This window comes from Methylobacterium sp. JK268, assembly GCF_054052225.1.
This window is the reverse complement of record NZ_JBSVZN010000026.1, coordinates 78,733-101,809: the sequence shown is the minus strand read 5'-3', so window position 1 is coordinate 101,809 and position 23,077 is coordinate 78,733. Positions and strand designations below refer to the sequence as shown.

Annotated in this window: 24 protein-coding genes; 15 read left to right on the top strand and 9 right to left on the bottom strand. The window is 73.5% G+C overall.

What is annotated here, in order from left to right:
* The first annotated feature begins 100 nt into the window (after positions 1-100).
* The 5 genes from ACW9J6_RS24215 (at position 101) to ACW9J6_RS24195 (ending at position 4,370) form a co-directional block, all read left to right on the top strand.
* Complete coding sequence (locus ACW9J6_RS24215; RefSeq protein ID WP_457119000.1) at positions 101-310, top strand: SlyX family protein; 210 nt, start codon at positions 101-103, stop codon at positions 308-310.
* Positions 311-621: 311 nt separating this feature from the next.
* Positions 622-1,923, top strand: a complete 1,302-nt coding sequence (gene glyA, locus ACW9J6_RS24210; protein WP_457118999.1) for a serine hydroxymethyltransferase — start codon at positions 622-624, stop codon at positions 1,921-1,923.
* 109 nt (positions 1,924-2,032) lie between these two features.
* Positions 2,033-2,596 carry a transcriptional regulator NrdR gene (gene nrdR / locus ACW9J6_RS24205; protein WP_457118998.1) on the top strand — a complete coding sequence of 188 codons (564 nt, stop codon included), beginning with the start codon at positions 2,033-2,035 and terminating at the stop codon, positions 2,594-2,596.
* A 50-nt stretch (positions 2,597-2,646) separates the two neighbouring features.
* Positions 2,647-3,762 (top strand): bifunctional diaminohydroxyphosphoribosylaminopyrimidine deaminase/5-amino-6-(5-phosphoribosylamino)uracil reductase RibD, encoded by a 1,116-nt coding sequence (gene ribD, locus ACW9J6_RS24200; RefSeq protein WP_457119034.1) that lies wholly within the window; start codon positions 2,647-2,649, stop codon positions 3,760-3,762.
* Complete coding sequence (locus tag ACW9J6_RS24195) at positions 3,726-4,370, top strand: riboflavin synthase (protein WP_457118997.1); 645 nt, start codon at positions 3,726-3,728, stop codon at positions 4,368-4,370. Before ribD ends, ACW9J6_RS24195 begins: the two co-directional genes overlap by 37 nt.
* Positions 4,371-4,493: 123 nt before the next feature.
* Here ACW9J6_RS24195 and ACW9J6_RS24190 read toward each other — a convergent pair whose 3' ends face one another.
* Positions 4,494-4,922, bottom strand: a complete 429-nt coding sequence (locus ACW9J6_RS24190) for a MerR family transcriptional regulator (protein ID WP_457119033.1) — start codon at positions 4,920-4,922, stop codon at positions 4,494-4,496.
* 533 nt (positions 4,923-5,455) lie between these two features.
* Between ACW9J6_RS24190 and ACW9J6_RS24185 the strand changes: the two genes are divergently transcribed.
* The 4 genes from ACW9J6_RS24185 (at position 5,456) to ACW9J6_RS24170 (ending at position 11,290) form a co-directional block, all read left to right on the top strand.
* Positions 5,456-8,905: an SEL1-like repeat protein gene (locus ACW9J6_RS24185; protein WP_457118996.1), complete on the top strand. Its 3,450-nt coding sequence runs from the start codon at positions 5,456-5,458 to the stop codon at positions 8,903-8,905.
* A gap of 226 nt (positions 8,906-9,131) precedes the next feature.
* Positions 9,132-10,055: a sulfite exporter TauE/SafE family protein gene (locus ACW9J6_RS24180; RefSeq protein WP_457118995.1), complete on the top strand. Its 924-nt coding sequence runs from the start codon at positions 9,132-9,134 to the stop codon at positions 10,053-10,055.
* Complete coding sequence (locus tag ACW9J6_RS24175; RefSeq protein ID WP_457118994.1) at positions 10,055-10,852, top strand: TIGR02186 family protein; 798 nt, start codon at positions 10,055-10,057, stop codon at positions 10,850-10,852. Before ACW9J6_RS24180 ends, ACW9J6_RS24175 begins: the two co-directional genes overlap by 1 nt.
* Entirely contained in the window at positions 10,853-11,290 is a 438-nt protein-coding gene (locus ACW9J6_RS24170; RefSeq protein WP_457118993.1) for a DUF3429 domain-containing protein, read from the top strand.
* 2 nt (positions 11,291-11,292) lie between these two features.
* Here the strand turns inward: ACW9J6_RS24170 and ACW9J6_RS24165 are convergent, their stop codons facing one another.
* The gene (locus tag ACW9J6_RS24165) at positions 11,293-12,198 is read right to left on the bottom strand and encodes a LysR family transcriptional regulator (protein WP_457118992.1); all 906 of its coding nucleotides are present in this window, start codon (positions 12,196-12,198) and stop codon (positions 11,293-11,295) included.
* Positions 12,199-12,313: 115 nt separating this feature from the next.
* On the opposite strand from ACW9J6_RS24165, the gene ACW9J6_RS24160 reads away from it, so the two are divergent.
* The 3 genes from ACW9J6_RS24160 to ACW9J6_RS24150 all read left to right on the top strand — a co-directional run bounded on the left by ACW9J6_RS24160 (position 12,314) and on the right by ACW9J6_RS24150 (position 15,243).
* Complete coding sequence (locus ACW9J6_RS24160) at positions 12,314-13,240, top strand: ring-cleaving dioxygenase (RefSeq protein WP_457118991.1); 927 nt, start codon at positions 12,314-12,316, stop codon at positions 13,238-13,240.
* A 663-nt stretch (positions 13,241-13,903) separates the two neighbouring features.
* Positions 13,904-14,539: an alpha/beta hydrolase gene (locus tag ACW9J6_RS24155; RefSeq protein ID WP_457115205.1), complete on the top strand. Its 636-nt coding sequence runs from the start codon at positions 13,904-13,906 to the stop codon at positions 14,537-14,539.
* 101 nt (positions 14,540-14,640) lie between these two features.
* Entirely contained in the window at positions 14,641-15,243 is a 603-nt protein-coding gene (locus ACW9J6_RS24150; protein WP_457115204.1) for a pyridoxamine 5'-phosphate oxidase family protein, read from the top strand.
* A gap of 51 nt (positions 15,244-15,294) precedes the next feature.
* Here the strand turns inward: ACW9J6_RS24150 and ACW9J6_RS24145 are convergent, their stop codons facing one another.
* The 7 genes from ACW9J6_RS24145 to ACW9J6_RS24115 all read right to left on the bottom strand — a co-directional run bounded on the left by ACW9J6_RS24145 (position 15,295) and on the right by ACW9J6_RS24115 (position 20,877).
* A complete protein-coding gene (locus ACW9J6_RS24145) occupies positions 15,295-15,903 on the bottom strand; it encodes a hypothetical protein (RefSeq protein WP_457115203.1) in 609 nt (202 codons plus the stop codon).
* 19 nt (positions 15,904-15,922) lie between these two features.
* On the bottom strand, positions 15,923-16,798 hold the full coding sequence (locus ACW9J6_RS24140) for an ABC transporter permease (protein WP_457115202.1): 876 nt from the start codon (positions 16,796-16,798) through the stop codon (positions 15,923-15,925).
* Complete coding sequence (locus ACW9J6_RS24135; protein ID WP_457115201.1) at positions 16,795-17,550, bottom strand: ABC transporter ATP-binding protein; 756 nt, start codon at positions 17,548-17,550, stop codon at positions 16,795-16,797. The genes ACW9J6_RS24140 and ACW9J6_RS24135 overlap by 4 nt, the downstream gene beginning before the upstream one ends.
* Complete coding sequence (locus ACW9J6_RS24130) at positions 17,547-17,798, bottom strand: hypothetical protein (protein ID WP_457115200.1); 252 nt, start codon at positions 17,796-17,798, stop codon at positions 17,547-17,549. The genes ACW9J6_RS24135 and ACW9J6_RS24130 overlap by 4 nt, the downstream gene beginning before the upstream one ends.
* A gap of 68 nt (positions 17,799-17,866) precedes the next feature.
* Positions 17,867-18,301, bottom strand: a complete 435-nt coding sequence (locus ACW9J6_RS24125; protein WP_457115199.1) for a hypothetical protein — start codon at positions 18,299-18,301, stop codon at positions 17,867-17,869.
* 239 nt (positions 18,302-18,540) lie between these two features.
* Positions 18,541-19,524: a YVTN family beta-propeller repeat protein gene (locus ACW9J6_RS24120; protein ID WP_457115198.1), complete on the bottom strand. Its 984-nt coding sequence runs from the start codon at positions 19,522-19,524 to the stop codon at positions 18,541-18,543.
* 93 nt (positions 19,525-19,617) lie between these two features.
* Entirely contained in the window at positions 19,618-20,877 is a 1,260-nt protein-coding gene (locus ACW9J6_RS24115; RefSeq protein ID WP_457115197.1) for an ABC transporter substrate-binding protein, read from the bottom strand.
* A 170-nt stretch (positions 20,878-21,047) separates the two neighbouring features.
* On the opposite strand from ACW9J6_RS24115, the gene ACW9J6_RS24110 reads away from it, so the two are divergent.
* From ACW9J6_RS24110 to ACW9J6_RS24100, 3 genes are read left to right on the top strand one after another with little or no spacing between them, the layout of a single operon-like run.
* Positions 21,048-21,560: a DUF3280 domain-containing protein gene (locus tag ACW9J6_RS24110; RefSeq protein WP_457115196.1), complete on the top strand. Its 513-nt coding sequence runs from the start codon at positions 21,048-21,050 to the stop codon at positions 21,558-21,560.
* Positions 21,561-21,565: 5 nt separating this feature from the next.
* Complete coding sequence (locus ACW9J6_RS24105; protein WP_457115195.1) at positions 21,566-22,270, top strand: (5-formylfuran-3-yl)methyl phosphate synthase; 705 nt, start codon at positions 21,566-21,568, stop codon at positions 22,268-22,270.
* Positions 22,271-22,279: 9 nt separating this feature from the next.
* Positions 22,280-22,855 carry an amino acid kinase family protein gene (locus ACW9J6_RS24100; protein ID WP_457115194.1) on the top strand — a complete coding sequence of 192 codons (576 nt, stop codon included), beginning with the start codon at positions 22,280-22,282 and terminating at the stop codon, positions 22,853-22,855.
* The last annotated feature ends 222 nt before the right edge of the window (positions 22,856-23,077 follow it).

Here is a 23,077-nt window from a genome sequence, read left to right as displayed (position 1 = left end):
GCCAACGCGGCGGGACGCGCCGGATTGGGGGGCGTCGGTAGCCCGCATCGTCCCGGCGCGCCGTCGGCCCGGGCGAGCCGCTGAGCCGCGCGAGGATTCTTTGCCCGATCCCACCCCTCGCCTCGACGACCTGGAGGTGCGCCTCGCCCACCACGAGCGCACCGTCGAGGATCTCAGCCGCGTGGTCGCGGAGCAGTGGGCGCGGATCGACCTCCTGACGCGGCAGGTCGCCGCGCTCGGCGAGCGCCTGCGCGACATGGCCGAGCGGCCCGGCTCGCCCGGTGAGGAGCCGCCCCCGCCCCACTACTGAGAGGGCCCCTGACGCAAGTTTTTCCTGCCGGGGCGTTCAGTTTTTCTAAGTCCGCGTTTTCTTGACTTAAATCGGCTTGAGAGGTTACCACGAAGCGACACGCCGGAGGCCCGGCCGGGCCCGCGGCCGCGCGGCCCGGCCGACTCCGCGCAGGGGCGAGATCCCGCGCCGGCGGGCCGCAGCCCGGTCCGCGGCGGCGGAGCGGCGCCGGCCTTGGCCGCGATGTCGGCCCCGTATAGACACCGGCTGACGGGCTTCACGCAGTCCGGACCAGCCCCCCGGGACGCAACACGCCAACCGTCGAGGTCATCATGAGCGCGGGCACCGCCACCACACCCCTGTCGAACTCCTTCTTCTCGGCCTCCCTGGCCGATGTCGATCCGGAGCTGTCCCGCGCGGTGCAACAGGAACTCGGTCGGCAGCAGCACGAGATCGAGCTGATCGCCTCCGAGAACATCGTGTCGCGGGCGGTGCTGGAGGCGCAGGGCTCGGTCCTGACCAACAAGTACGCGGAGGGCTATCCGGGCCGGCGCTACTACGGCGGCTGCGAGTTCGTCGACGTCGCCGAGACCCTGGCCATCGAGCGGGCCAAGCGCCTGTTCGGCTGCGCCTTCGCCAACGTGCAGCCGAATTCCGGCAGCCAGGCGAACCAGGCCGTGTTCATGGCCACCATGCAGCCCGGCGACACCTTCCTCGGGCTCGACCTCGCGGCGGGCGGCCACCTCACCCATGGCGCGCCCCCGAACGTGTCGGGCAAGTGGTTCAAGCCGGTCTCCTACACGGTGCGCCGTGAGGATCAGCGCATCGACATGGAGCAGGTCGCCCAACTCGCCGAGGAGCACCGGCCGAAGGTCATCATCGCGGGCGGCTCGGGCTATCCGCGCCACTGGGACTTCGCGCGCTTCCGCGAGATCGCCGACAGCGTGGGCGCGGTGTTCTTCGTCGACATGGCCCATTTCGCCGGTCTCGTGGCGGGCGGCGCCCATCCCTCGCCCTTCCCGCACGCCCACGTCGTCACCACCACCACGCACAAGACCCTGCGCGGCCCGCGCGGCGGCATGGTCCTGACCAACGACGAGGCGATCGCCAAGAAGATCAACTCGGCGGTGTTCCCGGGCCTCCAGGGCGGTCCCCTGATGCACGTCATCGCCGCCAAGGCGGTGGCCTTCGGGGAGGCCCTGTCGCCGGACTTCAAGCTCTACGCCAAGCAGGTGGTCGAGAACGCGCGGGCGCTGGCCGACACCATCATCTCGGGCGGCTTCGACATCACCACCGGCGGCACCGACAACCACCTGATGCTGGTGGACCTGCGGCCCAAGCGCCTCACCGGCAAGGCGGCCGAGGCGGCGCTCTCGCGGGCCGGCATCACCTGCAACAAGAACGGCGTGCCGTTCGACCCGGAGAAGCCGACGGTGACGTCGGGCATCCGCCTCGGCACGCCGGCCGCCACCTCCCGCGGCTTCGGCGTCGCCGAGTTCAAGAAGGTCGGCGAATTGATCGTCACCGTGCTCGACGGGCTCGCCCGGGCGGGCGAGGCGGGCGACGCCGCGGCGGAGAAGTCGGTGCTGGAGGAGGTCCACGCGCTGACGGACCGCTTCCCCATCTACGGCTGATCGATTACACGCGATTCGGGGGCCGGGCCCGTGGCAGCGGGCCCGGCCCTCGTCGTTTCACGCGCCGCCGCCCCGCCGGGCGGGGCGCCTCACGGAGGGTCGGCGGTCGATGCGGTGCCCCTATTGCGGCGGCCTCGACACGCAAGTGAAGGATTCGCGCCCGAGCGACGATTCCTCGGCCATCCGCCGCCGCCGCGTCTGCCCGGATTGCGGCGGACGCTTCACCACCTTCGAGCGGGTGCAGCTGCGCGAGGTGACGGTGGTCAAGCGGTCCGGCCGCAAGGTGCCGTTCGAGCGCGACAAGCTCCAGCGCTCGATCGACGTCGCCCTGCGCAAGCGCGCCGTCGACCCGGACCGGGTCGAGCGCCTCGTCAGCGGCATCGCCCGCCAGATCGAAAGCAGCGGCGAGGCCGAGGTGACGAGCGAGGCGATCGGCGAGCTCGTCATGGAGGGCCTCAAGGCCCTCGACGACGTCGCCTACGTGCGCTTCGCCTCGGTCTACAAGAATTTCCGCGAGGCGCGCGACTTCGAGGAGCTGCTCGGACGGCTCAAGCCCGACCAGCGCCTCGGCGCCGGCCTGCCGCTGGCGGCCGAAGGCACGGACGGGGCGTCGCCGCCCGCGCGAGACGAGGGCGGGGAGGCGCCGGCGCGCCGCGCCCGGTCGCGGGCGTGAGCGCCGCCGCACCCGCCGGGGATCCGCAGGTCGCCCGCGACCGGCACTACATGCGCCTCGCCCTGGCGCTGGGCCGCCGCCACCTCGGGCTGACCTGGCCGAACCCCTCGGTGGGCGCGGTCTTGGTCGCCGGTCCGCCGGGGGCCGAGCGGATCCTCGCCCAGGGCGTCACGCAGCCGGGCGGGCGCCCCCACGCGGAGCGCGTCGCCCTGGCGGCGGCCGGTGCGGCGGCGCGGGGCGCCACGCTCTACGTCACGCTGGAGCCCTGCTCGCATCATGGACGCACCCCGCCCTGCGCCGACGCGCTGGTGGAGGCCGGGGTCGCGCGGGTGGTGAGCGCCATGGACGATCCCGATCCGCGCGTGGCGGGGCACGGCCATGCCCGCCTGCGCGCGGCCGGCGTCGCCGTGACGGTGGGAATCCTCGAGGCGGACGCGGCCCGCGACCACGAGGGTCATGTCCGGCGGGTGACGGAGGGCCGGCCCGCCGTCCTGCTCAAGCTGGCCCGGACCCGAGACGGCTACGCGGCCTCCGGGCCGGGCCGGCTCCTGATCACCGGCCCGCTGGCGAATGCCCGGGTCCACCTCGCGCGGGCGCATGCCGACGCGATCCTGGTCGGAAGCGGCACGGTGCTGGCGGACGACCCCGCCCTGACGGTGCGCCTGCCGGGCCTCGCGGAGCGCTCGCCCTGGCGAATCGTCCTGGACGGCCGTCTGCGCACGCCCGTGACCGCGGACCTCGTGCGCGGCGCGCACCGGGTTCCGACCCTGATCATCGCGGGGCCAACGGCTCCGGCGGCCGCCGAGGAGGCCCTGCGGCAGGCGGGAGCCGAGACCCTGCGCGGACCGGCGGGCCCGGACGGGCGCCTCGACCTCACCGCCGCCCTGCGCCTCCTGGGGGAGCGCGGCGTCACCCGGATCCTCTGCGAGGGCGGCCCGACCCTCGGCGACGCCCTCGCGCGGGCCGACCTCGTCGATTCGGCCCTGATTCTCACCGGTGCGCGGGAGGTGGGGGCCGGGCTCCCGGCCATCGGCCCGGCGCTGGCCGACCGCCTCGGCGGATCCCTGTGCCGGATCGCCGAGGGGCGCCTCGGCGCCGACCAGTTCACCAGCTACGCGCGGAGTTCCCCATGTTCACCGGACTCGTCTCCGACGTCGGCGAGGTGACCGCCGTCGAGGGCGGCAACGCCCTCCTGCGGCGCATCACCATCCGGTCCTCCTACGAGCCGGCGACGATCGCCCTGGGGGCGTCGATCGCCTGCGGCGGTCCCTGCCTCACCGCGGTCGAGATCGTGCCGGAGGGGGCCGGCTGCCGCTTCACGGTCGATGCCGCCGCCGAGACGCTGGCCCGGACCACGGTCGGGAGCTGGAGGCCGGGCACGCGCGTCAATCTCGAGCGCTCCCTGCGCCTGGGCGACGAACTCGGCGGCCACCTCGTCACCGGACACGTGGACGGGCTCGCCGAGATCGTTGCGCGCGAATCGGTGACCGGCTCCGCGGACGACGCCTGGGCCCCCAGCGACCGCTTCGTGCTGCGGGCGCCCACCGCCCTCGCCCGGTTCATCGCCGAGAAGGGCTCCGTCTGCCTGGACGGCACCTCGCTCACCGTGAACGGCGTCGAGGGCGACACCTTCACGGTGCTGCTGATCCCGCACACGCTGGCGGTCACGACCTGGGGCGAGCGCCGCGCGGGCGACCGCGTCAACCTGGAGATCGACCTCATCGCCCGCTACGCCGCCCGGCTCACGGAGGCACGGAGCGCCCTCGGCGGCTGAGGAGGGCCGGCTCCTCGCGTCGTCGCGGGGCTGCATCCTCGACGCGAATACCCGCCATCGGCGCTCCGCCGGGCGGGTCGGGAAGGGCGGGCCGGACGCCGCGACGGCGTCCGGACGTCGGTGTCAGGCGCTCGCCTTGGGCTTGCCGTAGCTGCGCAGGGCATCGAGGGCGCGCTCGATCTCGGCCTTCTGGTTCTCCAGATGCGCGATCTGCTCCTCGACCTGGGCGGGGGACAGCGACAGGGACGGCGTCGCGCCGGCCTCCCCGATCTCCTCGCCATCCACCATCGCGGCGATCTCGCGGAGGGTGAACCCGAGTTCCTTGCCCCGCAGGATCGTGGCGAGGCGGCTGCGGTCGTCCTCGGTGTAGAGGCGGGTCGTGCCGCGCCGCTGCGGGTGCAGCAGGCCCTTCGCCTCGTAGAAGCGCAGCGCCCGCAGCGTGACGCCGAACTCTTCCGCGAGGTCGCCGATCGTCAGCGTGGCGGGTGCGGCGTGGCGGCTGGCGGCGCCCCGACCCATCCGCGTGGCGGGGGTGGTCCGCCCGGAACCCATCCGCATCGTCTCGCCCTGTCGTTCCTGAGCCATCCATCAACCCCGAATTCTGCCTTCATCGGCGACCTGCCGGACGACGCACCCCGCCGCATCCGACCTCACCATGACACAAAGAAGGTCACCTGACCTCCCTTAGGGAAAGGTAACGTCAACTTGAACGTGTGTTACTTACGGTAAAAAGCGCGTCGGATCAATATGTTATTTCGGATTAGAGCTTACCGTTTCGGTGCCTCAGAGCCAGTTCCGACCGTGGCCGCGGCGGCCTCCGGGCCCGTTTATTCAGCCACAAGTTGTGAACAAAAATATTTCGTTGCGCCCTGCGGGTGTCCGCCGACGCGGGGCGGATTCGCGACGCGGCTTTGTCCCGGGCCGCGGCTTTAACTGCTTGTTTACCCTACCGAACAGAAAATCGGGGCCAGGGCGTCGAATCTGAAGAGCGTTGACTACGCTTTCATCGTCGCCTCCGTCGGGGCTGAATGCCCCCCCGCGGGTCGACAACTCCGCGCCGACTCTCTCGAGGTTTCGAGCCGCCCATGAGACGGAACGTCACTCCCACCCTGGACGCCTTCGATCACGACGTGCGCGAGGCCGCCCGGGAAGCCGCCCGGCGGGCAGGGCTCTCCGTCGACGAGTGGCTCGCCGCGACGATCTCGCAGGAGCCCGCCCGTCCGGGTGCTCGGACGCGCCAGCGCCCCGCCCGACCGGCTCCCCGCCCGCAGACACAGGATCATCGGCCCGCCGCCGAGGCGGCCCGGGCGCGACCGGCCGCCCCCGAGATGGGCGAGGCGGTGCACGCGCTCACGCGGCGCCTGGACGAGATCGACCGGCGCCTGGAGGAGGCTCTGCCGCTGGCCGAGCCGGCGGGCATCGTCGCGGCCGACCCGCAGGCCGCCTTCCACGAGGCGCTGCCGGACTCGGTCCGGGCCGAGCTCAACCACCGCCTCGCCCAGAGCCGGGAGGCCCTCGATCGGACGGTCTCGCGCGCCGTCGAGGGGTTGGAGAGCCCCCTCGGGCAGCCGCCGGCGGATGCGTCCGGCGCGGCCGATCCCTCCGGCCTCCACAGCATGCTGCGGGCGGTCGAGGAGCGGATCACGCGGCTCGGCGAGCGCGTGGAGGCGAGCGATCAGCGCCCGATCGGCCGGCGCGGTCTGCCCGTCCAGGAGGAACTCAACGCGGCCGTGGCCGAGATCCGGCAGCGCCAGCAGCAGATCGACATCGGGACGGCGGCCGGCCCCACGCTCTCGCCCGCCCTCGCGGGTCTCCAGGAAGAGACGACGCGCCTGCGGGAGGCGCTGTCGGGCCTCGCCACCGGCCGCGACCTGGGGGCGATGGAGCAGGCGGTGCGCTCGCTCACCGACGAGGTCCAGCGGGCGCGCCAGCCCGAGGATCTCGCCGCGGTGGTCGGGCCGATCGATCTCATCCGCGTCCAGGTGAGCCGGCTCGCCGACGAGGTGGCGGCGGACGTCCACGGGCGCCTCGCGGCGGATGTGGAGCGCCTGTCGCGCAAGATCGACGGAGTGGTCGGGTCCGCCGATGCGGGAAGCCTCGCCAACCGGGACGCGATCGAGAGCCTGTTCGGCGAGCTGGACGCGATCCGCCGTCAGATCGCCGGCCTGGCGACCCCGGACCGGATCCAGAGCCTCGCCCGCTCCGTCGACGGGCTCAGCGAGCGCGTGGCGGCCCTCGTCAGCGACGTGGCCGAGCAGCGGCCCGTCGTGGCCGAGCTGCGGCCGCTCCTGGAGGAGATCCGCACCGGCCTGCAGAGCCCGGCCGCGGACTCGCCCGCGATCACCCGCGGCCTCGCGGATCTGGACCGCAAGCTCGACGACCTGCGGGCGCAGTCCGCCGCGAGCGAGGCCCCGCATTCCGACGCCGCGGAGGCGATCATCGGACGGATCGACGCGCTCGCCGCCAAGGTCGACCGGGTCGCCGCCGCCAGTCCGGGCGCCGAGGTGATCGAGCGCCTGGAGCAGCTCGGCGAGACGCTGCGCCGGCCCGCCATGGCCGGGGGCGACCTCGCCTCGATCCACGGCATGCTGCGCTCGCTCGCTGACAAGGTGGACCGGGTGGCGGCCGGGGCGAGCGGCGAGGCGCTGGACGTCCTCGAGAAGCAGGTTCTGGCCCTCGCCGGCCGGATCGAGACCCGGGGCAGCGACCCGGCCCTCGCCAGCCTGGAGCGCACCATGGGCGACCTCCTCGCCCAGGTGGCCCTGATGCGCGACGAGGCGCCGATCCAGGCCGCCGCGGAGCGGGCCGCCCGCCACGCCGTGGCCGACAGCATGGGGGGCGGCGGCAAGACGGCCGCCCCGGCCGCGGACCAGTTCCAGGCCCTGCAGGCGACGCTGTCGGACCTGCGCGCGCAGCAGGAGATCTCGGAGCGACGGGTCCAGGCGGCGATGCACGGCGTCCACACGGCGCTGGAGCATCTCGTCACGCGGCTCACCCATATGGAGAGCGACCGGACCGGTGCCGGTCCGATTGCCCCGTCGCGCCGTCGCGAGGCGCCGGTGCGGGAGACGCTGAAGGAGAGCGTCGCGCTGCCGCCCCGCGCGCCCCGGGCGCCGACCCCCGCGGCGCCCGCGCCGGAGGCCCGCTCCCCGGCGCCGGAGGCCCGGCCGCCCGCGCCCGAGGTCCGTCCGGCCGCGCGGGACGCCCGGCCGGCCGACGAGATGCTGGAGCCCGGCACCAGCCGTCCGCGCCCCGGCCAGGAGCTGGAGACCCCCGAGCCCCTGCCCGCGGGGCCGGCCAGCGACATCAAGGCGAGCTTCATCGCGGCCGCCCGACGCGCAGCCCAGGCCGCGGCCGCCGAGGCATCGGTCGGCAAGGCTGCCGCCCGCCCCGCCCGCCCGGCACCCGCCGAGGCGTCCGTCCGCCCCGAGGGCGCCGGCCCGCAGGGGCTCGTCGGCCAGCTCCGCGCGACGATCGAGCGGCGGCGGCGGCCGCTGCTGCTCGGCCTGGCCGCGGTGATCCTGGCCCTCGGGACGCTGCAGGCGCTGAACGGCCTCCTGGCGCCGTCGCCGGAGCGGGCCGCGGCCGTCCCGGTCGTCGCGGCCCCGGCGACCCCCGCGGCCGCCCCGATCGAAGCCGCGGTGCCCGCGCCTGCGGCCGATCCGGCCACCACGCAGGCGCTTCCGGCCGAGGCGGCCCCGTCCCGCGCCGCGGCCACCCGGCCGCCGGACGCGTCTGCCGACAAGGCCTCGCCGGTGCCGCGGGTCGCGGCCGCCGCGCTCGCGCCCGACCTCGCGGGGCTGCCGCCCTCCCTCGCCAGCCTCCGGCAGGCGGCGCTCGAGGGCGACGGCGCGGCCCTCTACGAGATCGCCAGCCGCGAGGCGGATGGCCGCGGGATCGGCCGCGATCTCGCCGTCTCGGCCAAGCTCTTCGAGAAGCTGGCCCAATCCGGCTACGCCCCGGCCCAGTACCGGCTCGGCAGCCAGTACGAGAAGGGCATGGGCGTCACCCGCGACCCGGCCCAGGCCCGCACGTGGTACGGCAAGGCCGCCGAGCAGGGCCACGTCCGCGCCATGCACAATCTCGCGGTGCTGATGGCGGAATCCGGCGGCGCGGGCGGCAAGCCCGACTACGCCGCCGCCGCCACCTGGTTCCGGCGCGCCGCCGAGTTCGGGGTGCGGGACAGCCAGTACAATCTCGCCGTCCTGGTGGCGCGCGGGCTCGGCGTCCCGCAGGATCTCGGCCAGTCCTACGTCTGGTTCGCCGCCGCCGCCGCCCAGGGCGACGAGGATGCCGGGCGCAAGCGGGACGAGGTCGCCGGGAAGCTCGCGCCCAAGGACCTCGCGACCGCCAAGACGCTCGCGGCGGCCTGGAAGCCGAAGGTGGCCGACCCGGCGGTGAACGACGCCCCGGCCCCGCGGGCCGAGCCGGCCGCCCAGGCCGCGGCGCCGATGTCGCTGATCGGCGCCCCGCCCCCGATCACCGGGCGCCGGCCGGAGGTCAGGGCGAGCGGCAAGCAGGCGGCGGGCGTGTAGAGCATCGTCCGCTGAAGGGGATTCCTGCTCAGCGCCGACAATGAGGCGGTATCGAACACCCGGAGCAGCCCCCGCTCGCGGCCCGAGCGGGGGCTGCTCCGGGTGCACCGCCTGACTGCCCGGGGGGCCGTCCCCTGGATCCAGACTCTTTTTCCGGCCCGGGGCGGGTTTCCGCCCAGGGCCGGAATGCACTACCGTCGGGCGAGTCGCTGCGGATCCTCCCCCCTTGCAGGTCTATCTTCCGATCGCCGAGATGCCGGTGAGCGTGCTGCTGCTCCTCGGGCTCGGCGCGGCCGTGGGCTTCGTCTCGGGGGTGTTCGGGATCGGCGGCGGCTTCCTGATGACCCCGATCCTGATCGTGCTCGGCATCCCGCCCGCGATCGCCGTGGGGACGCAGGCGGCGCCGATCGTCGCCTCCTCGACCACGAGCGTCCTCGCCGCCCTGCGCCGCCGGGCGATCGACCTGCGCCTCGGCCTCGTCCTCGTCGGCGGGGGCGTCGCCGGCACCGCGCTCGGCGTGTGGTTCTTCGCCGCGATGCGGCGGGCCGGCCAACTCGACCTCGTCATCGCGCTCGCCTACGTCACCCTGTTCACGGTGGTGGGCGGGCTGATGCTGCGCGAATCCCTGCGCGACCTCTGGGCGCGGCGGGGCGGGCGGGCAGGCCCGGCGCGGAGCGGCCGCGAGCACCCCGCCTACATGGCCTGGCCCCTGCGGATGCGCTTCCCGCGCTCCCGGCTCTACGCCAGCGTGCTGCCGATCCTCGGCCTCGCGCTCTTCGTCGGGTTCGCGGGCGCCGTGCTCGGCATCGGGGGCGGCTTCATCCTGGTCCCCGCCCTCCTCTACCTCCTGCGCGTGCCCACCGCCGTCGTGGTCGGCACCTCGCAGTTCCAGATCCTCTGGACCACCCTGGTGGCGCTGGTGCTGCACGCGGTGCAGAATCAGGCCGTCGACATCGTGCTGGCGGTGATCCTGATCGCCGGCAGCGTCTTCGGCGCCCAATTCGGGGCGCGGCTCGGCCGGAACCTTCGGTCCGAGACCTTCCGGCTCCTGCTCGCGGTCCTGGTCCTGTCGGTGGATCTGCGCTTCGTGATCGAGCTCGCGGTCCGGCCGGCGGAACCCTTCTCGATCGCCGCCGCCGAGACGCGCTGATGCGGCGCCCCGCGCCGCTCCTCCCGCTCGCGCGCGCGGCGACCCTCGCCGGTCTCGGCCTCGCCGGCAGCCTCCTCGCCCGGCCGGCCGCGGCCGAGGCCCTGGTGGTGAGCCTCTCCTTCACGCGGCTCGCCGTCACCTCGACCTATGCGGGGGCCTCGCTCGCGGTCTTCGGCGCCGTCGAGCGGGACGGGCAGGCGGCGGCCCGACAGGGCCCCTACGATGCGGTGATCACGGTCCGCGGCCCGCGCCAGTCGCTCACATTGCGCGAGAAGCAGGCGCTGGGGCCGCTCTGGGTCAACCGCGCGCAGCAGAAATTCGCCGAGGTGCCGGCCTTCCTGGCGGTCCTGTCCTCGGCGCCGCTGGCGCGGCTCGCGGACGCGTCCACCCGACGGCGGCTGCGCCTGGGGCTGCGCGCCATCGTCGACTCGGGGGATCTCACCGCCGCTCCGGAGGGGGACGACCCGTTCCGCGAGGCGCTGCTGCGCCTGCGCCGGAGCCAGCGCCTGTTCGTCGAGGCGGAGACCGGCGTGCGCTTCCTCTCGGCCTCGGTCTTCCGGGCCAATGTGGCGCTCCCGGCCGCCGCGCCGGTGGGCGCCTACGACGTGGAGGTCACGCTCCTCGCCGGCACGGTGCCGGTCGCGCGCGAGACGGCGCGGTTCGACCTCGTGAAGACCGGCGCGGAGGCCGGCCTCGCGGCCTTCGCCCGGGACTGGTCCCTGCTCTACGGTGTGGGGACGGGAGCCCTGGCGCTTCTCTCGGGCCTGCTCGCCAGCCTGATCTTCCGGAGGGACTGAATGGACCGCGATGCACCCGCCCCGGCCGGGGCCCTGCTCCTCGGCGCCGCCGGGCTGATCCCGTTCGTCGGGCTCGCCCTGCTGCTCTGTCTCGGCCGCGCGGAGATCGCCGGGCTCGCGGCGCGGCCAGCGCTGGCGACCTACGGGGCCGTGATCGCCTCCTTCCTGGGCGGAATCCGCTGGGGCGCGGCGGCGCGGAGCGGCCGCACCGCCGACTACGCGATCGCGGTGCTGCCCTCGCTCCTCGCCTGGGCGGCGCTGGCGGCGCCCGCGCCCTGGGAGCTGCGCCTGCTCGGAGCCCTGGTGCTGGCCTGGGGCGTCGTCGACCAGGACATGCCGCGCCGCGGCCTCGTCCCGCACTGGCTCGGGCGGCTGCGCTTCGCGCTCTCGGGCGTGGCCGGGCTCGCGCTCCTCGCGGCGGGCTACGTCGCGGCCTGACCTCACGCCGACCAGGGCGCCGCCGCGAGATGCCGCTCCAGAAAGGCGATCAGCGCCGTGACCCGGGCCGGCCGCAGGGGGCCGGGCGGCATGACGAGGTTGAGCGCGATCGGGGGCGGCGACCAGTCCGGCAGCAGCCGCTCCAGCCGCCCCGCCGCGATCTCCTCCCAGACCAGGAAATCGGGCTGCACGGCGATCCCGAGCCCGGCGAGGAGCGCGGGCGCGAGGGCGTCGGCGTTGTTGGCCCGCAGCCGTCCCGCCGGCACTACCGAGACCGCACCCTCGGGCCCGGTGAAGTGCCAGCGGTCGGGATCGGGCAGGTAGGCGTAGCCCAGGCAGGCGTGATGCGCGAGGTCGCGCGGATGCGCCGGCCGCCCGGCCCGGGCGAGGTAGGCCGGCGCCGCGACGAGGGAGCGGCGCACGCCGCAGAGCCGGCGCGCCCGCAGGGAGGAATCCGCGAGGACCGCGATGCGCAAGCCCAGATCGAAGCCGCCGCCGACGAGGTCGATCAGCGCGTCGCTGAGGTGGAGGTCGACCGCCACCTCCGGGTAGGCGTCGAGGAAGTCCGGCAGCAGCGGCGCGAGGTGCCGCAGGCCGAAGGACATCGGGGCGGCGACCCGCACCAGCCCCCGCGGCTCGCGCGCGCCCGACTGCGCCTCCGCTTCCGCCGCTTCGCCCGCCGCGACGATCCGGGCCGCGTTCTCCGCCGCCGTCCGGCCGACCTCGGTGAGTGCGATGCGCCGGGACGTGCGGTGGAAGAGGCTCGCGCCGAGCCGCGCCTCCAGCCGGCTCACGGCCTTCGAGACCGTGGCGGTCGAGACGCCGAGATCCGTCGCCGCGCGCGAGAAGGAGCCCGCCTGGGCCACGCGGGCGAAGATCGCCCAGGCCTCGAAATCGGGAAGCGCCATCCATCGAATTCCGAAACGATGCCTTTCGATCGTTTCCGTATCAGGGCGGGCGGGCCGTGCCTACCTTCGCCTCATCCCGATCGGCCCCGCGCCGACAGCCCCCGAGGAGGTGACCATGACCCACGGCCTTCACCACGTCACCGCGATCTCCGGCCCCGCCCGGCGCAACCTCGACTTCTACACCCGCGTGCTCGGCCTGCGGCTCGTGAAGAAGACGGTGAACTTCGACGATCCGGGCACCTACCACCTCTATTACGGCGACGAGACCGGGCAGCCCGGCACGATCCTGACCTTCTTCCCCTGGGAGCACGTCGCGCCGGGCCGGGTCGGCATCGGCGAGACGCAGGAGACGGCCTTCCGGGTCCCGCAGGGCGCGATCGGCTACTGGACGCACCGCTTCATCGCGGAGGGCGTGGCCCACGAGGCCCCCGCCCGGGTGTTCGGCGAGACGGTGCTGCCCTTCCGCGATCCGGACGGGATGGCGCTCGCCCTCGTCGGCGTGGCGGGCGCGGAGGACGAGCCCGCTTGGACGGGCGGCGAGGTGCCGGCCGAGCACGCGGTCCGCGGCTTCCACGGCGTCACCCTGCTGCTGCGCGAGGAGGGACCGACGGCGCGGATCCTCACCGACGTGTTCGGCCTGACGGAGACCGGCCGCGAGGGGGCGCTGGCGCGGTTCAGCGGCGATGCCGGGATCGGCGGTCACGTGACGATCCGGGCGGTCGGGGACTTCCTGCGCGGCCGGCCGGGCGGCGGCTCGGTGCACCACATCGCCTTCCGGGCGGCCGACGACGCCGCGCAGGAGGCCATGGTGCGCCGCCTCACGGACGCGCACGGCGTGAACGTGACGGAGCAGCGCGACCGCAACTACTTCCGCTCGGTCTATTTCCGCGAGCCGGGCGGGGTGCTGTTCGAGATCGCCACGGACATCCCGGGCTTTTCCGCCGACGAGCCCGTCGCGACGCTCGGCCAGGCGCTGAAGCTGCCGGACTTCCTGGAGCCGCACCGGGCCGAGATCGAGCGCGTGCTCCCGAAGGTGGCGTGACATTAGGAAAATCTCCTCCCGTCGAGGACACGCTGTCCGGTAAAATAGGAGGCCCCTCTTCCCTCTCCCGAGTGGGCTAGCGTGTTCACACTTCGCCTTCCGGCATCAAGAAAGTGCTTCTTTCGCAGTCGCTTGAACGGAACCGAGGAGACCCGCGGGATCCCCTCTCCCGTGCGGGAGAGGGGTAGGGGTGAGGGCCCCGGACCGTGCCGTCATCAAGCGAAGACGGTCGTGCTGGCAGCGGGACACTCCAGAATACTTGCTGAACCACCTGGACCCTCACCCCTGCCCCTCTCCCGCACGGGAGAGGGGTTCCCCGCGCCACACCCGAAACCATCGTGTGTCGACGTAAGCATCTGCCAGGTCTTTATTTTTCGCGTTCTGTGAATCCGCTAGCCCGAGTGGGAGAGGGGCCGGGGGTGTGGGTGGCTCGGGTCCAGCAAGGAGACGCACCCGGGCCGCTGGCAGCTGAACGGTTCAGAGTCATCCTGAACCCGAGCCACCCTCACCCCTACCCCTCTCCCACCCGGGAGACGGGATCCCGCGCCAGCTGAATGAGCGCAAAGCACTGCGAATACAGCCTCTTCCGAGGCCTGCCCGCCGCCGAACGGGCAAAGGCTCGCACCCGCCCGTCCCGCCCAGCCAACACTCGGAGGCAATCCCATGTCCGCCCACCCCTCCCCCCTTCCCGCCCCGCCCACCACCTTCGTCCACCGCTTCGAGCCGGCCACCACCGAGGGCGTGCCGCCGCTCCTCCTCCTGCACGGCACCGGCGGCGACGAGGACGACCTGATCCCGCTCGGCCGGACGCTGTCGCCGGGGGCCGCGCTGCTCTCGCCCCGCGGCCCCGTGCTGGAGAACGGCATGCCGCGCTTCTTCCGGCGCCTCGCCGAGGGCGTGTTCGACGAGGCGGATCTCCGCCGCCGCGCCGACGACCTCGCGGCTTTCGTCCGCGAGGCCCGGGACGCCTACGGGATCGCCGCGCCGGTCGCGGTCGGGTTCTCGAACGGCGCCAACGTCGCGGCGGCCCTGCTGCTGCGGCACCCCGGCCTCCTCGCCGGCGCCGCGCTGCTCCGCGCAATGGTGCCCCTCACGGATCCGCCCGCGGGCGATCTCGGCGGCGCGCCGGTGCTGATCCTGTCCGGCGCCATGGACCCGATCGTCCCGGCCGCGAACGCGGCCGACCTCGCCCGGAGGCTGCGGGCGGCGGGGGCCACGGTGAGCCACACCGTCCTGCCGGCGGGTCACGGCCTGACGCAGGGCGACATGGTGCACCTGCGCGCGTGGCTCGCCCAATAGGCGGATTATTGCGCCGCGCGGAATGATCCCGTGCGCGGCGCGGCCGTTCTCCGCGGCGGAGAGGTCCATTATCTCGGGACCATCGAGCGGAGGTCCCCGCCATGAGACGGTTCCACGAGACGCTGTTCACCCCCGCGGTCCGGGCCGAGCAGGCCCGCCGCAACTCTCCCTACGCGCGGGAGGGCCGGCCGGATTCCGCCCCGACCGACGCGCATCTCACGGAGGCCGAGGCGGCCTTCCTGGAGAGCCGCGACAGCTTCTACCTCGCCAGCACCACCGAGGACGGCTGGCCCTACATCCAGCACCGGGGCGGCCCGGCAGGCTTCGTGCGGGTGATCGACCCCGACACCCTGGCCTGGGCGGAGTTCGCCGGGAACCGCCAGTACATCTCCCGCGGCAACGTCGCGGCGGACGACCGGGTCTCCCTGTTCTTCATGGACTATCCGTCCCGCAGCCGCCTGAAGCTGCTGGGTCACCTCACCTTCCACGACGCGGCGGCGCGGCCGGACTTGGCGGAGGCGGTGGCGCTCGGCCCCTACCGGGCGCGGATCGAGGGCATCGCCGAGGTGAAGGTCGCCGGCTTCGACTGGAACTGCCCGCAGCACATCACCCCGCGCTTCACCGGCGCGGAGATCGAGGCGGCAATGGAGCGGCGGCGGCGGGAGCTGGGGGGCGGGGCGGAGCCTGCGACGGGCCGGGAGTGAGGCGGGCGGCGGCGGTCACCCTGTCCCCTCTGCGGGGGAGGGTTCGAGCCCTCACAGCTTCGCCTGAATCTTCCGCGCCACCTCCCCCAGCCGCTGCTCCAGAAGGGTCGGCACCTCGCAGACATAGGTCAGCGACTGGCTGCGCTCCTGGAAGATCCGCTTGTCCCAGTTGAAGCGGGTCTCCAGGTCGGTCAGCTCCTTCGTCTCCTTCACGTCCGGAGAGGTCTTGATCTCGCTGATCTGGCCACCCTCGTCGCGGATGCGCTCGGCCATGACCCGCTGGCCGCGGGCGTAGCGGCCGATCCCGGCCACGACCTTGTTGCGCTCCTCGTTCAGGACGTCGAACACGCCCGCGAAGACCCGGGTCAGGCGCACATCCTTCTCGGCTCCCGCCTTCTCGACGAAATCGGCGAGCAGCGGGTCGACCTCCTCCAGGGGCGTCTTGCGCGAGGCGAGCTTCTGGGCGAGCTGCGCCGCCTCGCGGTCCCGCCCCCAGTCCTGGAGCGCCGCGGCCGGGTCGGGGCCGGTCCAGACCGAGCCGTAGCCCAGGGTCGGGACCTTGCGCTGCGCGCACGGCCAGTCCGGATCGGGACGGGGCTGTGCCGCGGCGGCGGTCGACAGGGCGGCGGCGAGGAGGGCGAGGAAGAGGGGACGCAGCATCGAAGCACCTTCGGGTCAGTCAGGCGGCGTCGCCCGCCGGGCCGCCGCGCCGTGCCAGAAGGCCGCGGCCGGGGTCGTAGGCGATCACCGCGAGGATGAAGAACAGGAGGCCGGTGCCGAGCACCACCGCGCAGGCCACGGGCTCGAAGGCGCCGTAGAGGGCGAAGCGCACCAGCTCGACCGCGTGCGTGAACGGGTTGATCTCGCAGATCCAGTAGAGTGTCGCGCTCGACTCGTTGATCCGCCAGAGCGGGTAGAGGGCCGAGGAGGCGAAGAACATCGGGAAGATCACGAAGTTCATCACGCTCGCGAAGTTCTCCAGCTGCCGCACCAGCGAGGACAGGAACAGCCCGATGGCCCCGAGCATCAGCCCGGAGGCGATGAAGGCCGGCAGCGCCGCGAGGTAGCCGATCCACGGGATGTCGGTCTCCCAGAAGGCCGCGACCGCCAGGAAGACGTAGGCCTGGATGATCGAGACCGCGACGCCCGCCGCCAGCTTGGCGAAGAGCAGGCTCCAGCGCGGATAGGGGCTGGTCAGCAGCACCCGCATCGACCCGACCTCGCGGTCGTAGACCATCGACAGCGACGATTGCATGCCGTTGAAGAGCTGGATCATCGTCGCCAGCCCCGGCACCACGTAGACCTCGTAGAGCACGTAGGTCTCGTAGGGCGGCGTGATCGACAGGCCGAGCGTGTTGCGGAAGCCCGCCGCGAAGATGAACAGCCAGACCAGCGGCCGCACCAGCGCCGAGAAGAACCGCTCTTTCTGATTGAAGAAGCGCAGGAGCTCGCGGCGCGTGATGCCGAGGAAGCAGATCAGGTAGCCTGTCGCGTCGAGGCGGCCGCGCACGGCGTGCGCGTCGGCGGCGGGCAGGGCGGCGGGTCCGGAACTCATGCGACCTGCCTCCGGGCGGGCTCCGCCACGATCTGGCGGAAGGAGGTTTCGAGGGATCCCGACGGCTCGGCGAGCGCCCCGGCGAGCCCCCGGGCAACGATCTTGCCCTTGTGCAGGACGACGACGCGGTCCTGCGGCTCGACCTCGTCGAAGATGTGGGTCGCCCAGAGCACCGAGAGCCCCTCCTCGCGCACCAGCGCCCGCACGATGGCGACGATGTCCGAGCGCGCCTCCAGGTCGAGGCCGACGGTGGGCTCGTCGAGGAGCAGCAGGTCGGGCCCGTGGATCAGCGCGCGGGCGATCTCGATGCGCCGCGACTGGCCGCCCGAGAGGGTGCGGATCTTGTCGTCGCGCCGCTCGATCAGGCCGACGCGGGCGAGGAGCGCGCCGATGCGCGCCTCGGCGGCTCTGCGAGCGATGCCGTGCAGGGCCGCGTGGTAGAGGAGGTTCTGGCGCACCGTCAGGTCGGTGTCGAGGGTGCGCGCCTGGAAGACGACGCCGAGCCGGGCCAGCGCCCGCGAGGGCTCGCGGCGCAGATCGTGCCCGAAGATCGCGACCTTCCCGTCCTGGTTGTTGTAGAGCCGCGTCACGACCGAGAACAACGTCGTCTTGCCCGCGCCGTTCGGCCCGAGCAGGGCGACGAACTGGCCGCGCGGCACCTGCAGCGAGACGGCGTCGAGGGCCGTGCGGCTGCCGAAGCGGTGGCTGACGCCCTCGACCGCCAGCGCCGGCGCCGTCTCGGGCGCGGTCATTGCCCGAGCGCCTTGCGGGCGTCCTTGACCGCGTCCATGCACTCGTCGAACTCGCCCTCGCCCTGCTCGCGCTCGGCGTTGCGCAGGGCCTTCTTGAGGCTGCGCTGGAGCGGTTCGGCGGGGGACTTGGCGAGTTCGGCCTTGATCATCGTGATCCCGTCGCGGCACGCCGCGGCGTCGTCGGCGCGGGCGGCGCCGGCCGCGAGGGTGCCGGCGAGGCAGGCCAGCAGGCAGAGAATCGGACGCATGGGGTCTCGGTTTCCTCCTCGGGATTTGCCGGTGATGTAGGGGAGCGGCCCGAACGGCGGAACCACCCTCATTTGACGATGAAGCGGCCGGTCATGCCCCGGCTCTCCAGCCCCTGCACGAACCACGGGAACTCGCCGGCCCGCACGGTGACGAACTCGACCTCCATCGTGCCCTGGTCGTCGAATTCGAGGTGGTGCGGCGCGCCGGCCATGTGCACCTCCAGGTGGTTGACGACGATCTGGTTCATCCAGACGCCGCGGAAGAACTCGGTGGCGAAGAACTTGTACTCCTTCTGGCCCTTGGCGGTGATGCGCAGGCGATAGGACTTGCCCGCCTCCATCTCGATGTCCTTGGTCGAGACCGCGTAGTCGTTGCCCTCGCCGTCGCCCAGCACGAGGTCGGGCAGGTCGGTGCGGCCCTTGGCGAGATCGCGGGCCGAGGCCGGGAGCGCGGCGCTGAGGAGGGCCGCGGCGAGGGCGGCCGAGCGGAGGAGCGGGGGCATGGGGAGGGTCCGTGAGGAGGTGAGAGGGTTTCAGAACTGCGCGCGATCAACCCTCCCCCCTCTGCGGGGGAGGGTGCCCCACGGAGTGGGGCGGGAGAGGGGAACCACGGTGCCGGAGAAGCCTGAAGCGTGGTGAAGAGCGCCACCTGGATCAGCGTCGCGCCGGCCCCTCTCCCGGCCTGCTCCGCAGGCCACCCTCCCCCGCAGAGGGGGGGAGGGTTCAGGGCGCGCGCGGCACCCTATTGCGGCGAGACCGCCACCCCCCAGGGCAGCAGCCCGACCGGGATGCTCTTGACCACCTTCAGGCTCTCCACATCGATCACCGAGACGTCGTTGGAGGAGCCGTTGGTGGTGAAGAGCTGCTTCTGGTCCGGCGTGAAGGCGAGCTGCCAGACGCGCTGACCCACCGGCAAGTACTTCTCGACCTCGTAGGTCTTGGTGTCGATCACCGCGACGCGGTTCGCCGGGCCGAGGGCCACGAAGGCGCGGGCGCCGTCGCGGGTCACGCGCACGCCCACCGGCTGGATCTGCTCGTCGGTGACGCCCGGGATCTTGAACGCGATCTTCTTGACCACCTTGCGGGCCGCCACGTCGATGACCGAGACGGTGCCGCCCACCTCCGCCGAGACCCACAGCCACTTGCCGTCGCCCGAGAACTCCGCGAAGCGGGGCCGCGCGTCCACCAGCACGTTGTCGATCACCTGGTACGTCCTGGTGTCGATGAAGTGGGCCATGTTGGTGGTCTCGGAGGTGTTGACCAGCATGGTCCCGTCCGGGCTGATGCCCATCCCCTCCGGCTCGACGCCCACCGGCACCTCGGCCACGACCTTGTTCTTCTCGATGTCCAGCACCGTGACCTGGCTGTCGTCCTCGTTGGCGATGTAGAGCGGGTTTCCGCCCGGCGCGAGGATGAACAGCTCCGGGTCCGGCCCCGAGCGCAGGGAGCGGGCGATCTTGCCGGTGGCGGTGTCGATGACATCGATGCGGTCGTCGTCGCTGGCGCAGACGTAGAGGTCCTTGCCGTCGTGGCTGATCGTGATGCCGCGGGGGCGTCGCCCCACCGGCCAGGTCGCCTTCACCTGCATCGTCGTCGAGTCGATGACGCTGACCGAGTTGCCCTTCTCGTTCGTCACGTAGACCGTGTAGGCGCGCGCCGGCGGCGCGGCCGTCAGGCCAAGGCCGAGCGCCGCGGCGGCGAGCGCGTCCCGGATCCGGTGGCGCATGCGGTGTCTCTCCCTTCGATCGGTTCTCGCCCCACCGCCTCGCGGCACAGAGGCGTTTTCGTCCCTATGCCGCGGGGCGCACCGTCCTGTCCCTCACGATTTCGCCAGCTTGCACTGGGTCTCCGGCAGGTCGATGCCCAGCGTGTCGAGGGGCGTGCGCTGGTGCAGGTAGCCCTGCTCGGGCGCCACCGCCACCAGCGCGCTCGGCTGCACGAGCAGGATCGGCTGGCGCAGCTGCCGGTCCCAGAGACGGAAGCTGAGCGACACGCCCTTGTAGGCCGGCAGCGTGAAGGCGGGATCGGCGAGGAAGCCCGCGATCACCGCCGGATCGGCGCTCTTCGTCTGCATCGCCGCTTCCCCGACCGCCCGGATCCCCGTCCAGGCCTGGTAATCGAGGGGCCGCATCAGCCGCCCGGTCAGGCGCCGGAAGCGGTTCTGCGCCTGGGCGGCGCCCCAGACCTCCAGGGTCGGGTGCCAGGTCGCCGGGAACAGGCCCTGCGTGCCGACCACGGGCCGCGGATCCACCGTGTGGAAGGGCACGTAGTCGCCGAAATCCCCCGCCTCGTCCGCCACCACGGCGACGTCGTAGTCGAGGCCGCGGGTGAAGACGAGCGCCTCCGCCCGGGTCGGCGTGTCGCCCCGCGCCCTCGCCAACGGCCCGAAGGTCCAGGGCTTCTCGGCGCTGATGACGAGCCCGAACTTCTTGGCCGAACGCTTCAGCGCCTCGGCCCAGAGCCGGTCGCCCTCCTGCGGCCCGACGATCAGGAACAGCTTGCGCCAGCGCATGAAGGCCAGGAACTGCACCAGCGCGTCCGTCTGCATGGCCCGGCTCGGGGCGATGTGGAAGACGTTGGCGCGGCACTCCGCCCCGCGGAGGCGGTCGTCGGGGGCCGCGGCGTTGAACAGCGTCACGCCCGATTCCCTGAGCGCGTCCGCCACCGCCAGCACCTCGGGCCCGGTCAGGGCCAGCACGATGAAGCGGTCGCCCTTCTCGACCAGCGCCCGCGCGGCCGCGACCGGATCCTCCGGCGGCGGCGCGCCCGGCTCCGGGTTGGCGAGCGCCACCGCATCGAGGACGTAGAACTGCTTGGTGAAGCGGCCGGTGGCGTTGTTGTCCCGCACCGCCATGCGCGCGCCCGCCACGCCTTCATCCTCGGGCACGGCCTGGGCGTCGTAGGAGGCGGGCGCCGGCGCCGGACGGTAGATCAGGCCGATGCGGATCTCGGCCGCGCCCGGCGGCGCGACTTCGGGCGCGGGGGACGGACTGGTCTGGGCGAGGCCCGGCCCACCCGCGAGCAGGCAGGCGGCGAGAAGGCAGGCCAGACGGGACGACAGGCGGGGAGGGACAACCATGCGGGCCGCACGCTAACAAGAATTCCGACGCGGGCTCAACGCCTTATCGCTAAGGAGAGTCTAAGACGGGCCTGGGGCGCGGGGCCGCAGCCCAAAGTCCAAGGCGGGGCGGCGGGCGGCTGGGCTCCGCCGCGTTGCGCCCTCCGCCCGCGCCGTGGCATCGTCCGGCGATGCTGTCCGCCCGCCTTCTTCCCGCCCTCGCGCTCGTCCTCCTGCCCGGCGCCGGGCGGGCGGCACCCCAGACGGCGGCGGTGTTCGGGATCGAACTCGCCGAGCCCGGGGTGATCGGCGCGCGCCCACCCCGGCCGGAGGAGCAGCGGCGCCTCACGCTCGCCTCCGACGCATTGCGCCGGGAGGTGGCGGCGCAGGGTCAGGTCGAGTCCGTCGACCTCGCGCCGCAGGCGGGCGAGATCCGCAAGGACGCGCCGCTCTACAAGTGCGAGGGCTGCGCCGAGCGCATCGCCAAGGCGGCGGGCGCGGGCCTCGCCGTCTACGGCTATGTGCAGCGCACCACCAACCAGATCCTGAACCTCAGCATCACCATCTCGGACAGCGAGACCGGCAAGGTCCTGCGCGGCGGGCAGGTGGTGATCCGCGGGGACACGGACGAGACGTGGCTTCACAGCGTGCGCTGGCTGGTGAAGAACCGCCTCTTCGCGGAACCCCTTCCGAGCCGGTCCTGAACCCCTTGCCCCACGCCCCCTCCTCCCCCGCCCCGCGGGTGCGCCTGCTCGCGAGCGTGCGCGACGCCGCCGAGGCGGCGCTCGCCCGCGCCCAGGGCGCCGACCTCGTCGACGCCAAGGACCCGGAGCGCGGCGCGCTCGGCGGGCTGCCCCCCGAGACCGTGCGGGCGATCGTGGCCGCGGCTTCGGGCGGGCTCACCAGCGCGGTGGCGGGCGAGCCGACGGGCGAGGCGGAGGCCCACCGGATGCTGGCGGCCCTGCGCGATTGCGGCGCCGATTACCTGAAGATCGCGGTCCCTCCAGGCGGGATCCCGGACCTCGCGTCGAGGGCCGGGCCGCCGGTGATCGCGGTGCTGTTCGCCGAGGATCTGGCGGACCCCGCTCCCCTGCCGGACCTGGCGGCGGCGGGTTTTCGCGGCGCCATGATCGACACCCGCGGCAAGGACGGGCGGCGCCTGACCGACCACCTGCCCGTCTCCCGGCTCGCGGCCTTCGTGGCGGGCTGCCGCCGGCACGGGCTGCTCTGCGGGCTCGCCGGCTCCCTGTCCCTCGACGACATCCCGGCGCTCGCCGCGCTCGGGCCGGATTATCTCGGCTTCCGCGGCGGGCTCTGCGCGGGCGGCGACCGGCGGACCCGGCTCGACCCGGCGCGGATCGCGGAGGCCGCGCGACGCCTCGCCGCGGCTGCGGACCGACCGGCGGCGGCGTAAGGACCGCCCATGACGCGCCCCCTCAGCGTGGTGAAGCTCGGCGGGAGCCTCGTGGCCGATGGCGAGCGGCTGCGCGCGATCCTGCGCGGGCTGGCGGACGGCGCGGAGGGGCCCTGCGTCATCGTGCCGGGCGGCGGCGGCCTCGCGGAGGCGGTGCGCGAGGCGCAGGCCGCGCTCGGCTTCGACGACGCGCTGGCGCACCGGCTCGCCCTCGACGCGATGAGCGGCATGGCCCGCATCCTCCGATCGCTGGAGCCGCGGCTCGTGGTGTCGCGTGAGCCGGCCGCCGAGATCGCCCGGGGCCAAGTTCCGGTCTGGGATCCGGCAGCGCTGAAGGACGGGCACCCGGACATCCCCGAGAGCTGGGACGTCACCTCGGACAGCCTCGCGCTGTGGCTGGCGGCGGAGCTCGGCGCGGCGCGCTGCGTGCTGGTGAAGTCGGCCGAGGCCGAGGATCCTGTGGCGGCGGAAATCGTGGACAGGGCCTTCCCGCACTTTGCACAGCGCTTCCGCGGCGAGATCCGGCTGCGGGGACCGCAGGGCGAGCGGGTCTACGCGCCCGGCGCGGCGCTGGTGGAGGCCTGAGATGGGACGGGCCGTCACCGTCGCATTCGAGAGCCACCGCGGGATCCCCTCTCCCGTGCGGGAGAGGGGTAAGGGTGAGGGTCCAGGTGGTTCAGCAAGGAGTCTGAACCGTCCCGCTGCCAGCACGACGATCTCAGCATTCTTGCGGGACGGTCCGGGACCCTCACCCCTACCCCTCTCCCGCACGGGAGAGGGGTTCCCCGCGCCCTTCACGGCTCCCAC

Excerpts from the sequence above, each read along its gene's own strand:
- glyA (WP_457118999.1), top strand. The coding sequence starts at position 622 with ATGAGCGCGGGCACCGCCACCACACCCCTGTCGAACTCCTTCTTCTCG.
- nrdR (WP_457118998.1), top strand. The coding sequence starts at position 2,033 with ATGCGGTGCCCCTATTGCGGCGGCCTCGACACGCAAGTGAAGGATTCG.
- ribD (WP_457119034.1), top strand. The coding sequence starts at position 2,647 with ATGCGCCTCGCCCTGGCGCTGGGCCGCCGCCACCTCGGGCTGACCTGG.
- ACW9J6_RS24195 (WP_457118997.1), top strand. The coding sequence starts at position 3,726 with ATGTTCACCGGACTCGTCTCCGACGTCGGCGAGGTGACCGCCGTCGAG.
- ACW9J6_RS24190 (WP_457119033.1), bottom strand. The coding sequence starts at position 4,922 with ATGGGTTCCGGGCGGACCACCCCCGCCACGCGGATGGGTCGGGGCGCC.
- ACW9J6_RS24185 (WP_457118996.1), top strand. The coding sequence starts at position 5,456 with ATGAGACGGAACGTCACTCCCACCCTGGACGCCTTCGATCACGACGTG.
- ACW9J6_RS24175 (WP_457118994.1), top strand. The coding sequence starts at position 10,055 with ATGCGGCGCCCCGCGCCGCTCCTCCCGCTCGCGCGCGCGGCGACCCTC.
- ACW9J6_RS24170 (WP_457118993.1), top strand. The coding sequence starts at position 10,853 with ATGGACCGCGATGCACCCGCCCCGGCCGGGGCCCTGCTCCTCGGCGCC.
- ACW9J6_RS24165 (WP_457118992.1), bottom strand. The coding sequence starts at position 12,198 with ATGGCGCTTCCCGATTTCGAGGCCTGGGCGATCTTCGCCCGCGTGGCC.
- ACW9J6_RS24160 (WP_457118991.1), top strand. The coding sequence starts at position 12,314 with ATGACCCACGGCCTTCACCACGTCACCGCGATCTCCGGCCCCGCCCGG.
- ACW9J6_RS24155 (WP_457115205.1), top strand. The coding sequence starts at position 13,904 with ATGTCCGCCCACCCCTCCCCCCTTCCCGCCCCGCCCACCACCTTCGTC.
- ACW9J6_RS24150 (WP_457115204.1), top strand. The coding sequence starts at position 14,641 with ATGAGACGGTTCCACGAGACGCTGTTCACCCCCGCGGTCCGGGCCGAG.
- ACW9J6_RS24145 (WP_457115203.1), bottom strand. The coding sequence starts at position 15,903 with ATGCTGCGTCCCCTCTTCCTCGCCCTCCTCGCCGCCGCCCTGTCGACC.
- ACW9J6_RS24140 (WP_457115202.1), bottom strand. The coding sequence starts at position 16,798 with ATGAGTTCCGGACCCGCCGCCCTGCCCGCCGCCGACGCGCACGCCGTG.
- ACW9J6_RS24135 (WP_457115201.1), bottom strand. The coding sequence starts at position 17,550 with ATGACCGCGCCCGAGACGGCGCCGGCGCTGGCGGTCGAGGGCGTCAGC.
- ACW9J6_RS24130 (WP_457115200.1), bottom strand. The coding sequence starts at position 17,798 with ATGCGTCCGATTCTCTGCCTGCTGGCCTGCCTCGCCGGCACCCTCGCG.
- ACW9J6_RS24125 (WP_457115199.1), bottom strand. The coding sequence starts at position 18,301 with ATGCCCCCGCTCCTCCGCTCGGCCGCCCTCGCCGCGGCCCTCCTCAGC.
- ACW9J6_RS24120 (WP_457115198.1), bottom strand. The coding sequence starts at position 19,524 with ATGCGCCACCGGATCCGGGACGCGCTCGCCGCCGCGGCGCTCGGCCTT.
- ACW9J6_RS24115 (WP_457115197.1), bottom strand. The coding sequence starts at position 20,877 with ATGGTTGTCCCTCCCCGCCTGTCGTCCCGTCTGGCCTGCCTTCTCGCC.
- ACW9J6_RS24110 (WP_457115196.1), top strand. The coding sequence starts at position 21,048 with ATGCTGTCCGCCCGCCTTCTTCCCGCCCTCGCGCTCGTCCTCCTGCCC.
- ACW9J6_RS24100 (WP_457115194.1), top strand. The coding sequence starts at position 22,280 with ATGACGCGCCCCCTCAGCGTGGTGAAGCTCGGCGGGAGCCTCGTGGCC.